The organism is Streptomyces sp. NPDC102451 (assembly GCF_044765485.1).
In the GTDB taxonomy this organism is placed as follows: domain Bacteria; phylum Actinomycetota; class Actinomycetes; order Streptomycetales; family Streptomycetaceae; genus Streptomyces.
Window position 1 is genome coordinate 28,329 of the sequence record NZ_JBIWKD010000022.1, and the last position, 13,704, is coordinate 42,032.

The 13,704-nt window shown below is 70.2% G+C and carries 13 protein-coding genes, 1 tRNA gene and 1 other RNA gene; 6 read left to right on the top strand and 9 right to left on the bottom strand.

Going from position 1 to position 13,704, the window contains the following annotated elements; all coding sequences use genetic code 11:
* Nucleotides 1–19: 19 nt before the first annotated feature.
* Nucleotides 20–3,703 carry a cobaltochelatase subunit CobN gene (gene cobN, locus ACIRD8_RS32960; RefSeq protein WP_403999869.1) on the top strand — a complete coding sequence of 1,228 codons (3,684 nt, stop codon included), beginning with the start codon at nucleotides 20–22 and terminating at the stop codon, nucleotides 3,701–3,703.
* 87 nt (nucleotides 3,704–3,790) lie between these two features.
* Nucleotides 3,791–4,537: an IclR family transcriptional regulator gene (locus tag ACIRD8_RS32965; RefSeq protein ID WP_403999872.1), complete on the top strand. Its 747-nt coding sequence runs from the start codon at nucleotides 3,791–3,793 to the stop codon at nucleotides 4,535–4,537.
* Nucleotides 4,538–4,552: 15 nt separating this feature from the next.
* On the opposite strand, the gene ACIRD8_RS32970 is transcribed toward ACIRD8_RS32965, so the two are convergent.
* The gene (locus ACIRD8_RS32970; RefSeq protein ID WP_403999875.1) at nucleotides 4,553–5,125 is read right to left on the bottom strand and encodes a TetR/AcrR family transcriptional regulator; all 573 of its coding nucleotides are present in this window, start codon (nucleotides 5,123–5,125) and stop codon (nucleotides 4,553–4,555) included.
* A gap of 175 nt (nucleotides 5,126–5,300) precedes the next feature.
* Between ACIRD8_RS32970 and ACIRD8_RS32975 the strand changes: the two genes are divergently transcribed.
* The 3 genes from ACIRD8_RS32975 (at nucleotide 5,301) to ACIRD8_RS32985 (ending at nucleotide 6,858) form a co-directional block, all read left to right on the top strand.
* Nucleotides 5,301–5,915, top strand: coding sequence for a glyoxalase (locus ACIRD8_RS32975; RefSeq protein ID WP_403999878.1), 615 nt, complete (start codon nucleotides 5,301–5,303; stop codon nucleotides 5,913–5,915).
* Nucleotides 5,916–5,992: 77 nt separating this feature from the next.
* Entirely contained in the window at nucleotides 5,993–6,442 is a 450-nt protein-coding gene (locus ACIRD8_RS32980) for a helix-turn-helix transcriptional regulator (protein ID WP_403999885.1), read from the top strand.
* 5 nt (nucleotides 6,443–6,447) lie between these two features.
* The gene (locus tag ACIRD8_RS32985) at nucleotides 6,448–6,858 is read left to right on the top strand and encodes a VOC family protein (RefSeq protein ID WP_403999888.1); all 411 of its coding nucleotides are present in this window, start codon (nucleotides 6,448–6,450) and stop codon (nucleotides 6,856–6,858) included.
* A gap of 53 nt (nucleotides 6,859–6,911) precedes the next feature.
* On the opposite strand, the gene ACIRD8_RS32990 is transcribed toward ACIRD8_RS32985, so the two are convergent.
* The 8 genes from ACIRD8_RS32990 to ACIRD8_RS33025 form a co-directional block, all read right to left on the bottom strand.
* Complete coding sequence (locus tag ACIRD8_RS32990) at nucleotides 6,912–8,054, bottom strand: hypothetical protein (RefSeq protein ID WP_403999891.1); 1,143 nt, start codon at nucleotides 8,052–8,054, stop codon at nucleotides 6,912–6,914.
* Nucleotides 8,055–8,268: 214 nt separating this feature from the next.
* On the bottom strand, nucleotides 8,269–8,913 hold the full coding sequence (locus ACIRD8_RS32995; protein WP_403999894.1) for a dihydrofolate reductase family protein: 645 nt from the start codon (nucleotides 8,911–8,913) through the stop codon (nucleotides 8,269–8,271).
* An 87-nt stretch (nucleotides 8,914–9,000) separates the two neighbouring features.
* Nucleotides 9,001–10,422, bottom strand: a complete 1,422-nt coding sequence (locus ACIRD8_RS33000) for an ATP-binding protein (RefSeq protein ID WP_403999898.1) — start codon at nucleotides 10,420–10,422, stop codon at nucleotides 9,001–9,003.
* A gap of 774 nt (nucleotides 10,423–11,196) precedes the next feature.
* Nucleotides 11,197–11,622, bottom strand: coding sequence for a PIN domain-containing protein (locus ACIRD8_RS33005; protein WP_173314242.1), 426 nt, complete (start codon nucleotides 11,620–11,622; stop codon nucleotides 11,197–11,199).
* Nucleotides 11,619–11,897, bottom strand: a complete 279-nt coding sequence (locus ACIRD8_RS33010; RefSeq protein WP_356319189.1) for a CopG family transcriptional regulator — start codon at nucleotides 11,895–11,897, stop codon at nucleotides 11,619–11,621. Before ACIRD8_RS33010 ends, ACIRD8_RS33005 begins: the two co-directional genes overlap by 4 nt.
* Before the next feature lie 67 nt (nucleotides 11,898–11,964).
* The gene (locus ACIRD8_RS33015; RefSeq protein WP_403999903.1) at nucleotides 11,965–12,870 is read right to left on the bottom strand and encodes a phosphorothioated DNA-binding restriction endonuclease; all 906 of its coding nucleotides are present in this window, start codon (nucleotides 12,868–12,870) and stop codon (nucleotides 11,965–11,967) included.
* A gap of 94 nt (nucleotides 12,871–12,964) precedes the next feature.
* Nucleotides 12,965–13,417, bottom strand: coding sequence for a WYL domain-containing protein (locus ACIRD8_RS33020; protein WP_404000065.1), 453 nt, complete (start codon nucleotides 13,415–13,417; stop codon nucleotides 12,965–12,967).
* Nucleotides 13,371–13,458 (bottom strand) — tRNA-Ser (locus ACIRD8_RS33025). The genes ACIRD8_RS33020 and ACIRD8_RS33025 overlap by 47 nt, the downstream gene beginning before the upstream one ends.
* 132 nt (nucleotides 13,459–13,590) lie before the next feature.
* Here ACIRD8_RS33025 and ffs point away from each other — a divergent pair.
* Nucleotides 13,591–13,687, top strand: an RNA gene (gene ffs / locus ACIRD8_RS33030) — signal recognition particle sRNA small type.
* Nucleotides 13,688–13,704 lie beyond the last annotated feature (17 nt).

The following is a 13,704-nucleotide window of genomic DNA, read 5'->3' on the forward strand; positions in this document are numbered from 1 at the left end:
GAGGAAGGGCTGACGCCGCATGATCCTGCTCCTGTCGACGTCCGACACCGACCTGCTGAGCGCCCGCGCTTCCCAGGGCCCGGTCAGCTACCGCTACGCCAACCCTTCCCGGCTCTCCCTGGACGACCTGCCGCAGCTCCTGGACGGCACGGACCTCGTCGTCGTACGCCTCCTCGGTGGTGTCCGTGCCTGGCAGGAGGGGCTCGACCAGGTGCTCGCCACCGGCCGCCCCGTCGTCGTACTCACCGGTGAACAGGCCCCCGACGCCCAGCTGATGGCCGCCTCCACCGTGCCGATCGGCATCGCCGCAGAGGCGCACGCCTATCTCGCGCACGGCGGCCCCGCCAACCTGGAGCAGCTGGCCCGGTTCCTCTCCGACACGGTGCTGCTCACCGGCCACGGCTTCGAGCCGCCCGCCCCGGCCCCCGCGTGGGGCCCGCTGGAGCGGACCGCCCGGGACGTCACAGGCCCGACCGTCGCGGTGCTCTACTACCGCGCCCACCACATGAGCGGGAACACCGACTTCGTCGAGGCGCTCTGCACCGCCGTGGAGGACGCGGGCGCCCGCCCCCTCCCGCTGTACGTCGCCTCGCTGCGCACCCCCGAGCCCGAGCTCATCGATGAACTCCGGGCCGCCGACGCCATCGTGACCACCGTCCTCGCGGCGGGCGGCACCAAGCCGGCCACCGCGTCGGCCGGCGGCGACGACGAGTCCTGGGACGCGGGCGCCCTCACCGGCCTCGACGTGCCCGTCCTCCAGGCGCTCTGCCTGACCAGCCCGCGCGCCGCGTGGGAAGAGAACGACGAGGGCGTCTCCCCGCTGGACGCCGCCACCCAGATCGCCGTGCCCGAGTTCGACGGCCGCCTGATCACTGTCCCCTTCTCCTTCAAGGAGATCGACGAGGACGGCCTGCCCGCGTACGTCGCCGACCCCGAGCGGGCCGCCCGGGTCGCCGGGATCGCCGTACGGCACGCCAGGCTCCGGCACATCCCGGCCGCCGAGAAGCGGATCGCGCTCGTCCTGTCCGCGTACCCCACCAAGCACTCCCGCATCGGCAACGCGGTCGGCCTCGACACCCCCGCCAGCGCCGTCGCCCTGCTGCGCCGACTGCGCGCCGAGGGCTACGACTTCGGGCCCGAGGAGGAGATCCCGGGCCTGGTCTCCGGCGACGGCGACGAGCTGATCTACGCGCTGATCGAGGCCGGCGGCCACGACCAGGAGTGGCTCACCGAGGAGCAGCTGGCCCGCAACCCGGTCCGGATCCCGGCCGCCGACTACCGCCGCTGGTTCGCCACGCTGCCTGCCGAGCTGCGCGAGGCCGTGGAGGAGCACTGGGGCCCGGCGCCCGGCGAGATGTTCGTCGACCGGTCCCGCAACCCCGAGGGCGACATCGTGCTCGCCGCGCTGCGCCGCGGCAAATTGCTGATCCTCATCCAGCCGCCGCGCGGCTTCGGCGAGAACCCGATCGCGATCTACCACGACCCCGATCTGCCGCCCTCGCACCACTATCTGGCCGCCTACCGCTGGATCGCCGCGTCCGCCGACGACAACGGCTTCGGCGCCGACGCGATGATCCACCTCGGCAAGCACGGCAACCTGGAGTGGCTGCCCGGCAAGAACGCGGGCCTCTCCGCCGCCTGCGGCCCCGACGCCGCGCTGGGTGATCTGCCGCTGGTCTACCCGTTCCTGGTCAACGACCCCGGCGAGGGCACCCAGGCCAAGCGCCGTGTGCACGCCACCCTGGTCGACCACCTGGTGCCGCCGATGGCGCGCGCCGACAGCTACGGCGACATCGCCCGCCTCGAACAACTCCTGGACGAGCACGCCCAGATCGCCGCGATGGACCCGGCCAAGCTGCCGGCCGTCCGCGCCCAGATCTGGACCCTCATCCAGGCCGCGAAGCTCGACCACGACCTGGGCCTGGAGGACCGGCCCGAAGACGAGGGCTTCGACGAGTTCATCATGCACCTCGACGGCTGGCTCTGTGAGATCAAGGACGTCCAGATCCGCGACGGCCTGCACGTCCTGGGCGCCGCGCCCACCGGAACGGCCCGCGTCAACCTGATCCTCGCGATCCTGCGGGCCCGGCAGATCTGGGGCGGTACCACGTCCCTGCCGGGCCTGCGCGAGGCGTTGGGACTGGACGAGTCGGCAGCGACCCGCGCGGACGCGGACGCGGTGGAGGAACAGGCCCGCGCCTTGGTGCAAGCGATGGACGACGCGGGCTGGGCCCCGCTGGATCAGATCGTTTCGGCAACCGAGCAGCCAGATCAAGCCCCTGCGGCGATTGAGCAGCGGGGTCCGGGGCAGAGCCCCGAGCAGACGACCCGCACACCGCTCCACGACCTGACCCCCGACGTGGCGGCGATCCTCAACTTCGCGGCCCAGGAGGTCGCCCCCCGCCTGGCCAGGACCACAGACGAACTGGACCACTGCGTCCACGCCCTGAACGGCGGCTTCGTCCCGGCCGGCCCGTCCGGCTCCCCGCTGCGCGGCCTGGTCAACGTCCTGCCGACCGGCCGTAACTTCTACTCCGTCGACCCGAAGGCCGTCCCCTCCCGCCTCGCCTGGGAGACCGGTCAGGCGCTCGCCGACTCGCTCCTGGAGCGCTACCGTGCGGACAACGGCGACTGGCCCACCTCCGTCGGCCTGTCCCTGTGGGGCACCAGCGCGATGCGCACCGCAGGCGACGACATCGCCGAGGCTTTCGCCCTGCTCGGCGTCCGCCCCGTCTGGGACGACGCCTCGCGCCGTGTCACCGGCCTGGAGCCGATCCCGTACGAGGAGCTGGGGCGTCCCCGTATCGACGTCACGCTGCGCATCTCCGGTTTCTTCCGCGACGCGTTCCCGCACACCATCGGCCTGCTCGACGACGCCGTACGCCTGGCGGCCTCCCTCGACGAGCCCGCCGAGCAGAACTTCGTACGCGCCCACACCCAGGCCGACCTGGCCGAGCACGGGGACGAGCGGCGGGCCACCACCCGCATCTTCGGCTCGCGCCCGGGGACGTACGGGGCGGGGCTGCTCCAGCTCATCGATTCACGCGACTGGCGTACGGACGCCGACCTCGCCGAGGTGTACACGGTGTGGGGCGGCTACGCCTACGGCCGTGAGCTGGACGGACGTCCCGCCCGGGACGAGATGGAGACCGCGTACAAGCGGATCGCGGTGGCCGCGAAGAACACCGACACCCGTGAGCACGACATCGCGGACTCCGACGACTACTTCCAGTACCACGGCGGCATGGTCGCGACCGTACGCGCGCTGAAGGGCACCGCCCCCGAGGCGTACATCGGCGACTCGACCCGCCCCGAGACGGTCCGCACCCGCACCCTGGTCGAGGAGACGTCCCGGGTGTTCCGCGCCCGGGTGGTCAACCCGAAGTGGATCGAGGCGATGCGCCGCCACGGCTACAAGGGCGCCTTCGAGCTCGCCGCGACGGTCGACTACCTCTTCGGGTACGACGCCACGACGGGCGTGGTCGCGGACTGGATGTACGACAAGCTGACCGAGACGTACGTCCTGGACCCGGCGAACCGCGAGTTCCTCCAGCAGGCCAACCCGTGGGCCCTCCACGGCATCGCGGAGCGCCTCCTGGAGGCGGAGTCCCGGGGGATGTGGGCGAAGCCCGACCCGGCGGTGCTCGAAGCGCTGCGCCAGGTGTTCCTGGAGACCGAGGGCGATCTGGAGGGCGAGGACTGAGCGGGACGACGGCCGGGCAGGGGTCCCGGCCGTGGTCGCCACGGTCCCTGCCTTGCTGCCTCCCGGCCGCGGGTCCAAGCTTGTGGCATGGGTGACCGAGCGGGCCACACTCCGATCGATGCTGTCCAGCACGCGTTCCGCCTGATGGAGGCTGTGGCCGCGCATGCGAGCGGCGCGCCCGCGAACGAGCTGGCGCGCCGGGCGGGGCTGCCTCAGGACACCGCCCTGGAGGTGCTGCGGGCCCTCACGAGGGACGGCTATCTCCGCAGGCTCGACGACGGCGGCTTCGTCCTGGGCGACGTGCCGCACGGCAACCACGCCGCCCAGGGACTGGCCGGGCTGGCCCGCCCGGCCCTCGCCGCACTGCGGGACGATCTGTCGGCCGCCGCCTACCTCACCTTCTACGAGGAGGGCGAGATCAGGATCGCCGAGATCGTCGACAGCCCGCAGACGCCCCGGGTCGACCTCTGGGTGGGATTCCAGGACGCCGGGCACGCCACGGCGCTCGGCAAGTGCGTCCTGCGGGAGATGGACGAGGAGGCGCGTGGCGAGTACCTCTCGCGGCACACCCTCGCCGACCTCACCCCCCGTACGATCACGCACCGCGAGGAGCTGATCCAGCAGCTCGAATCTCTCCCGGCACCGGTGATGATGGACCGGGAGGAGTACGACCTCGGCACGGTGTGCATCGCGGTGCCCGTGTACCGGGGCGGCACGCTGGGGTCGCTCGGCGTCTCCTTCCGGGCGGACCGGATGTACCGCACCAGCCAGGTCCGCGCGAACCTGCTGGCGTCGGCGGACCGTGTGACGAGGGACCTCTCCTTCGGCAGCTGAGATCCGCCGGGCTTCCTACGAGCCGTGCCCGCCCGCCGTCACGGCCTTGAGCTCATCCAGCAGTTCCCGCATGACCGGCGCCATCGCGCGGTCCTCGGACTCCGCGATCCACCGCTCGAATCCGACCTTGAAGACGGCGATCCCCGCCTCGGCGGTCAGACTCGCGGCCGGCTCCGGGACACCCCGCAGGCGCAGGGTGCCGGCCAGCGCGGCCGACAGCGAGGCGAGCTTGATCAGCTCGCGCTCCTGGAGCTCCGGGTTCGCCGCGATCACGGCCTGCCGCTTGCGCGCGTACTCACGGCGGTCGTCGAACATCTCGGAGAGCGCGTCCAGGCCCACCGCCAGCGCGTCGATCGGCGCCGTGGACTCCGGTACGCCGGCGACGACCCCGACCAGCAGGTCCTGCAGTTCGGAGCCCCCGAACAGCACCTCGCGCTTGTCGGCGTAGTGCCTGAAGTAGGTCCGCTCCGTGAGCCCGGCCCGCTTGGCGATCTCCGCCACGGTGGTCTGCTCGAAGCCACGCTCGCTGTAGAGCTCCAACGCCGCTTCCGCCAGGCGCCCCCGTGCGTTCGGCTCCCATCTACCCATGGGGCGATCCTACGCGATGGCAGTGACTGTCGTCGGCTGTTACTGTCGATGTCAGTAGCTGCCATCGATGGTGACGATCCGGGAATTTCTCATGCGTCCGGGCCGGCAGCCGACCGGACCCGAAGCGGTCAGGATTCGAGAAGCGCGCGGCGCGGAGCCGCCATAGCTTCGTTCCATGGCTTCCATCGCATCCGTCACCCTCGAGGTGGCCGACCCCACCGCCGCCGAACACTTCTACGCCACCGCCTTCGGCCTGGGCCCCGAGCTGCGCGTACGGGATTCTCAGGCGCCGACCACCGGCTTCCGCGGTTTCACGCTGTCGCTCACGGTCTCCCAGCCGTCCACCGTCGACGGCCTCATCGACGCCGCCCTGGACGCCGGCGCCTCGACGGTGAAGGCGGCCACGAAGTCGCTCTGGGGGTACGGCGGCGTCGTACGGGCCCCCGACGGGACGCTCTGGAAGATTGCCACCTCGGCGAAGAAGGACAAGGGCCCCGCCACCCGGCAGATCGACCGCTTCGTGCTCCTGCTGGGAGCAGAGGACGTACTCGCGAGCAAACGGTTCTACGTCGGCCAGGGGCTCACCGTCGCAAAGAGCTTCGGCCGCAAGTACGTCGAGTTCGACACGGCGTCGAGCCCCGTCACCCTGGCGCTCTACGGCCGTCGCGCCCTGGCCAAGGACGCCGGGGTGCCGCCGGACGGCACCGGGTCGCACCGGATCGCGCTCGGCAGCGACATCGGGCCCTTCACCGACCCGGACGGTTTCGAGTGGGAGAAGGCCACGCACTGAGGCGCGCCCGGCGCGGCACACGCCCCGTCGATCCGAACCGCTGAGCCGCTCCACCCCGGCGTGGCACGATCGGGCACGTGACGAGCAGACCCACCGAGGCCCAGCGCCTGCGCGACCTGGCCCTGCTGCGCCGCGTCCGTGACCGGATGGACCGGGAGTACGCGCGACCGCTGGACGTCGAGGCGCTCGCCCGGGGCGTGAACATGTCGGCCGGACACCTCAGCCGCCAGTTCCGGCTCGCCTACGGCGAATCCCTGTACGGCTATCTGATGACCCGGCGCATCGAACGCGCGATGGCGCTGCTGCGCCGGGGGGACCTCAGTGTCACGGAGGTCTGCTTCGAGGTCGGCTGCTCCTCGCTGGGCACCTTCAGCACCCGGTTCACCGAGCTGGTCGGCATGCCGCCCAGCACCTACCGACGCCGGGCGGCGGGCGGCGCGGCGGGGGTGCCGCCGTGCGTGGCGAAACAGGTGACCCGACCGATCAGGAACAGAGAAGCCCGCACCCCCGAGCCGCCGCTAGCGTGAGCGCCATGGACATCACCATTCACACGAGCGTCCTCCCGCACGACGACCCGGACGCGTCCCTCGCCTTCTACCGCGACACCCTCGGCTTCGAGGTCCGCAGCGACGTCGGAAGCGGCACGATGCGCTGGATCACGGTCGGCCCCGTCGGCCAACCCGGCACCTCCATCCTGCTGGCACCCCCGGCCGCCGACCCGGGCATCACCGAGGAGGAGCGCCGTACCGTCGTCGAGATGATGGCGAAGGGAACGTACGGCTGGATCCTCCTGGCCACCGGGGACCTGGACGCCACCTTCGAGAAGCTGCAGGCCGGCGACGCCGATGTCATCCAGGAGCCGACCGAGCAGCCGTACGGCGTCCGCGACTGCGCCTTCCGCGACCCGGCGGGCAACCAGATCCGCATCCAGGAAGTGCGCTGAGCCCTGCGCCCCGGCGGTGACCGCCGGGGCGCAGGGCGCGGTGGTCCGTGTGCTCAGTGGCCGGCGACGGTCCCGGTGGGTGCCGTGACGGTGGACGCCGTGGACCGCTCGATCAGGCCGTTGACCGTCTGGTCGCCCTGCGCGTCCATGGGTGTGGAGTAGTCACCGACGGCCCAGAATGCGCCGGATCCGCCGGCCGGTGCCAGGTCGTAGAAGGTGTACGAGGGCCACCGGGTGTCGCCGTCGGGAGCCGGTGCCCCTGCCTCCTTGGTCCAGGTGGTGCCGTCGAAGTGCCAGAGGACCGCCTCGGAGTGGGCGGGTTCGGCCTGGTCGTTGCCTGTCACCCAGAGCCCGCCCCGTCCGTCGGGAGCGATCGCGTGGAGGTACAGGTCGGAGAGCTCCCCCGTGATGTCCTCCCAGGCCGTGCCGTCCCAGTGCGTGACGCTCGGCACGGGCGGGTCGGCATCGGGTCCGGTGGCCCATCCGGCGACGTAGACGCTGTCCGGCGCCACGGCCGCGATCTTGGCGGTGTCCGTACCAGCGGGCACGGGCGGCTCATCCATCAGCGTCCAGGTGTTGCCGTCCCAGTGGTACGTCACCGGGTGGCCGCCGTTCACCGGGTACTTCATGCCCGTGGCGTAGGCGTCGTCCGCCGAGATCGCGTCGATGTCCCTGATGTCGACGAGCCGGGGCAGCGCGAAGGTCTTCCACGTACCGCCGGAGTAGGTGTAGAGCGCGTTGCCGCCCTTGAAGAGCCGTCCGGGGACGGCGTCGATCGGCACCTCGGGCCAGGAGTCGTCGGAGGGACCGGTGGTGGCGACGCGGCTCCAGCGTTCGCCGTCGTAGTGGGCGAGCACCTGGTCCCTGACCAGTGTCCCGTAGGCCCAGACGTCGTCGGCGGCCACGGCGCTGACCGCCGACCACTGCCAGACGTCGGGTAGCCCCGGAGCGGTGTCCTCGCTCCACTGCTCGCCGTCCCAGCGCATGATGACGCCCTGGCTGGCCTTGCGGCCGACGGCCCACGCGAGATCGTCGTCGACGGAGGACACGGACATCAGGGAACCGGCGGGGCTGTCCCCGGAGAGGGACACCTCCCAGCCGGAGACCTCGGCCGCTCCCGCCCCGCCGGCGGTGAGCAGGGTGGAGGCCAGAGCCAATGAGACGGCCGCCGTGCGCATGAGGTGCCGTGCAAGCATCAGTGAGCGTTCCTTTGCGGTGAGAAGGCATCCCGGGGGTCGTACGAGGCGTACGACCGGCCCGCTACGGGGCCAGACTCACGGCCGGGACCGATGGTTGTAGGTGCCAGTCACCGGTCGGCGCTCCGGGTGAGCGAAGCACCGGCGGACCGGACTCCCGCCTACCGCAAGGCAGTTGCCGAACAGCATCGCCGCCCCGGGGGACGCCCTCGTGTCACCTGCGCCAGAAGAGGTGGTGCGTCACGCCGCTGGGGCTGGGCACGACCTCCAGGTGGTACCGGTCGAGCAACTCGTCGGGCGACTCCCAGAGCCGTACCCCGGCTCCGATCTTCACCGGCGCGACCACGATGTGCAGGGTGTCGACGAGGCCGGCGTCGAGGAACTGCCGGACGGTGGAGGGCCCGCCCCCGAGCCGTACGTCCTTGCCCTGCGCCGCCTCCCGCGCCTTTTCGAGGACGTGGGCGGGGTCGCCGCCGACGAAGTGGAACGTGGTGTCGGAGAGGGTGAACGAGGGGCGCTCATGGTGGGTCAGGACGAACACCGGGGTGTGGAAGGGGGGTTCGTCGCCCCACCAGCCACGCCACTCCTCGTTCTCCCAGGGCCCGCGGTAGGGCCCGAACTTGTTGCGGCCCATGATCTCCGCGCCGATGTTGTGTGTGAAGTCCCGTGTGAAGTAGTCGTCGAGACCACGGCTCCCCCCGGGATCGGTGCGATTGGGCCAGCTCGCCGTGGCACCGGCCCAGGACATCAGGGCCCCGGGATCGGCGTCCCCGAACGGCCTCTCCAGACTCTGGTGCTCACCGGTGCCGAACCCGTCGCTGGACACGGTGAAGTTCTGGACTTTCAGCAGCTGTTCCACGTGTTCTCCTCCTGATCCGGATGTCAGCAATGAGACTGCACGGGCAGCGAAAACTCATCGCGGAGGCCACCGGTGTGTCGTGGCCTCTTACGCCCTGCGCCATGCTCCGAGCAGTACGTCGGGTCCGTACGCCGCATGAAGCCCCTTGCAGCTGGTTCCGTTGCGCGAGACCGCCACGAGCGGGACCGGCTCATCGGTGATCGCCGCACGGTGCTTCTGCAGTGCGGCGAGGTCGTGGTCGTCGAACGCGGAATTCTCCAGCCACTTGACCGAGCCCAGGAAGAGCAGCTGCCGCGCCACCGGCTGCCGGTCGGCGCCCACCAGGTCGATCTCGATGTCGTTGCTGCGGGTCCAGTGGCCGCCGATCGCCGGAGCGGCGGGCAGAAGCCCGTCCGGCAGGAGGCGGGCGAGGGATTCCCGTACCAAGGGCTCGATCGCACGGCCCCGCCAGCTCGTCCACCGCTCCTTGATCCGGCTCAGCGTGAGATCTCCTCGCATCCGCTCGATCTCCGCCATGTGCGGATCCAGGAACGCGAGCCAGAACCGCAGGTAGGGATCGGCGACCCGGTAGCGGCGTTCTTTCGACGGCCGCAGCGAGAGGGGCAGTTCGGCTGCCACCACCCGCTTCTCGGTCAGAACGTCCGTGGCCCGGGTGAGAGTGGTGTGGGCGATGCCGCCGGCTGCACGCGCGATGTTGGTGAAGGTCCGCTCCCCGCTTCCGATGGCCCGCAGGACCTCCCTGCTCATCGCCCGCGGTGGGAACTCCGAGGCCAGTGAGCGCTCGGCGGAGACCAGCAGCGCCGAGACCGGGTTGTCCAGCGAGTCACGGAGGAATTCCCAGATGTCCGCTCCGGGGCGCCACTCCGCACAGATCAACGGGAGACCGCCCGTGATCAAGGAGGCGTCGAAGGCGGCCGCAGGCGGAAGGCCGAGCATCTCGCCGATGTCGGCCGGGTTCAGCGGCCCCACGACCATCTCCCGGCCACGCTGGTGGAACGGGCGGTCGTAGCTGTTCAGCGCCTCCATCATCGACAGGTCGGACCCGACCAGGAGGAGGAGCACGGGTTTACGGCTGAGCAGGCGGTCCCACGCCCGCTGGAGCATGCCTTCGAAGGCGTCGATGCGATCCATGAGATACGGCACCTCATCGATGACGACCACGCTCGGCCTGTCATCGGGAAGGAGCTCCGCGAGCAGCCTGAATGCCGCGTTCCACTGCTCCGGGGTCTCCTCCGAGAACAGCTTCCGCTCAGGAAGCGTGGATCGGGCGACGGCGTCGAGCAACTCGTCCAGCTCGCTCTCCTCGGTGCCGCCCGCAGCGGTGAAGAAGAGGTTCGGAGCCTCGGTGCGCCGGAGAAATTCCTCGACCAGGCTGGACTTGCCGACCCGCCTGCGCCCGCGCATGAGGATGCACTGCCCGGGCTTCGCCGACCCGACCGCATCCTCAACCGCCTTCAGGGCGCCGCCGAGCACGTTCAGCTCGTGGTCCCGTCCGATGAAGCGGAGCATGACGGACCTCCCGTAGGCAATGGTATCGGTGGCGATACTATCTCCACTGATACCAAGAACGGCGCATTCCCGGGCGCCGCTCACGGCGCTGTGCGCCATCGTCGACGATGCCCAGGACCGGCTGCTGCTCGCCGGACTCAGCGACGTGCTCCGTGCGCGGGGCAGCCGTTCGGCGTCGCTGTGGAGGAACCGGGCGAGCGAACTGGCGTCGATCAGGAACTGTGCCGCGCTCGCAGCCGGTAGTTCCTCTTGTTCTCGAAGAGCTCCAGGTTGAAGCCGCCTCGCCGGATCCGGCGCGGGACACCGAGGCAGGCAGGCGGGAGGGCTCCGAAGGTGCAGATGAGGTCACAGGAGCGCCGAAGGCCCCCGCAGCGAGCTGCGGGGGCCTTCGACGTATTGCCCGGTGAGAGCAATGGCGGAGGATACGAGATTCGAACTCGTGAGGGGTTGCCCCCAACACGCTTTCCAAATGTTCGCTTGAGGGTCCGGCGGGGGTCATGTGCGTCCTGACCTGTGGCGGAGCGGTCCACGGATGGGCTGTTGGACGGCCCCGTACGTAGGCGAACGAGACCAGAACTGAGACCACGGATGGGCCGTCGGACACCTGCTGCGATCAGCTGTACCACTCAGGCCCGGCTGTGGACCATGCACCACCGGGCCTCGGCCCGCCAGGAGGAGACAGTCCGCGCGTGCGTCGCCTGCCCTCTCGTGCCCAGCGCGCACCCGCGCCTTCGCGGGCCTTGATGGCAATACAGAACTGAGACCGGAGGTCGGTCATACCTTCTTGACGACGATCGACTCCGGAACCAACCTCTCCAGGTCGTCCACATCCGAGGTGAAGACGGTGACCTGCCCCTTCTGCTGGCGCGCGATGACGGCGAGTATCGCGTCGATCGCGTACTTGTGGCCGTGCAGATTGGCATCCGCCAGCAGGCGGCGGGCCTGGCGGGCCTCGTCCTTCCCGATGTCAGCGACTTCGAGCCGGGAGAGTACCCAGTCCCAGCGCTGCTCGGTGGTTCTGCCGTCGTACGCCTCGACCAGCGTCATCGGAGACGTGACCACCTCGGCTTCACCCCGGGCTGCGAGGTCGAGCCACGCGATCATCTTCCGGTCGCCGCGTACGGCCAGGGACAGGGCTTCGCAGTCGAGTACGAAGACGCGTAGCGGCCGCTGCCCGGGTTCGCCGGACCGCTTCCTCACGCGGCTTCTCCGGCGCCGTGCGTTCCGGTGGCGCGCCGGCGCTCATGCTCGGCGTCGAGGCCCTCCAACTCCTCGAACGCTGTGGTGCGCTCTTCCTCGGTGAGAGGACCGTGTTCCTCCTGCAGCCAGTTCGACAGCTCCCGCAGCCGGTCCCGGTCGCGCTTGAAGCGCAGCGCCTCGGCGACGTACGCCGACATCCCCCGTTCTGCCGCCTCCGCACGGATCTCGTCCAGGAGATCCTCGGGAATCGTCACCGTTACCTTCTTCGTCGCCATATAAGCGACCATACTCTTGGTATCGCGCTCCTTACCAGTGCAATTCTCGTGACCGCCAGGTCGGCGGTCAGGCGGTCGTGGCGGGACGTGGGCTGCCGTAGAAGACCTGGCTGGTGTGCCAGGAACGGTGGGCGGCGGCGATGGGGCGGACGCCCGGCTGGGGGCCGATGAGCGAACGGCCGGCGAGCGCGATGACGTGCTCGCGGGCGGCGGTGCTGTGGCCGACGAAGCTCTGCGAGACCAGGATGCGGTGGCCCTTGCCATGGCCTTCGCCGAGACCGAGTACGCCTTTGTCGAACAGCTTGTGGTGCAGCGAGCACAGGCACACCCCGTTCTCGACGTCGTCCGGTCCGTCGAACGCCCACCAGCGCACATGGGCGGCCTCAAGCCCGACCGGCACCGCGCCGATCCTGCCGTCGTACCCGCAGAAGGCGCACTGGTACTCGTACGCCGTAAGGACCATCTCCCGCATCCGCCGGTCCCGCTGCCTGCGCGCGGCCGAGAGCAGTGCGGTCTCGGCCTCCTCCAGCTCCAGGCCGACGGCTTCGCACAGCTCGCCGTGGAGGGAGGGCGGGAAGTTCAGATCGAGCAGCACCCGTGTCATCCGGCCGAGAAGAGACGGCTCCCGCCGCAGCGCCGCCCTTAGCTCCGGCGTCAGCCGCCCAGCGGCGCCGGTTGCGCGCAGTTCCCTGACCCCGGTCCCGGGGCTGCCCGGCCCGCGCTCGGTGCGCACCTCCCACAGGCCGTCACTCACCAAGTGATGGAAGGGATAGGCGGGCGTCGTCCGGTTACCAGGACCGTATTCGGCGAGCAGCCCCCGCAGGTCCTCCTCCACGGCGCTGTACCGCAGCTCGTCATCGGCGTCCTGCTGGAACCGGCTGAGCGCGTACAGGAACAGCAACGGCTTGTGCGGAGCCCGCGTCCCGCTCCTCGTCCACTGCCTCAACTGTGCGGTGCGCTCGACCCAGTCCATGGTCGGTGATCGTAGTGGCGGCTCGTCGCAGCGCTTGGTCGTGGGGCATCGCCGCAGTGGCCGGCCGAACACCGAGCCACGACGCGGATCCCGGCTACCCGGGCATGACGCCGTGGATGCGGGAGAGGGTGAAGACCCGTTCGTCGTCGCGCAGGTGGCACCACGCATACAAGTAGGGCGGGTCGAGCACGAGCTCGCTGAGGGTACGTACGGTCCGGTTGCCCGAGGCGGCGACGTACTCGACCGTGATGGCTGTGCCGGCGTCGATGGCATGGGCGAGACCCAGAATGGCGGATCGCGGGGGACGCTTGCGTCCTGAGTCGGCAGAAACCCGCTTCTGAGTGAAGGCGATGTCCTGTGACTCGACCCGGCGACGGCAAGGCGGCGGAATGAAATGTCTCTTATGACGGAAATGAATGAGACCAGAACTGAGACCATCAACGTCGAAGGCCCCCGCAGCAAGCTGCGGGGGCCTTCGACGTATTGCCCGGTGAGAGCAATGGCGGAGGATACGAGATTCGAACTCGTGAGGGGTTGCCCCCAACACGCTTTCCAAGCGTGCGCCCTAGGCCACTAGGCGAATCCTCCGCGGCAAACAATACAAGACGTTGGAGGGTGCTCGCGAACACGTTCCCCGGAGATCGTTCCGGACCGTCCTCCGGGAGGGGTGTGGGCGGGGAGCGGGTGGACGGCAGGGGGCTGGGATCGGTTAAGGTGGGCGTCAGCCCCTCACGTGGCGCTATCTGACTGAACTCCCCCAGGGCCGGAAGGCAGCAAGGGTAGGTTGGCTCTGGCGGGTGCGTGGGGGGCCCTTGCGTGTCCGGGGTGTGGTGT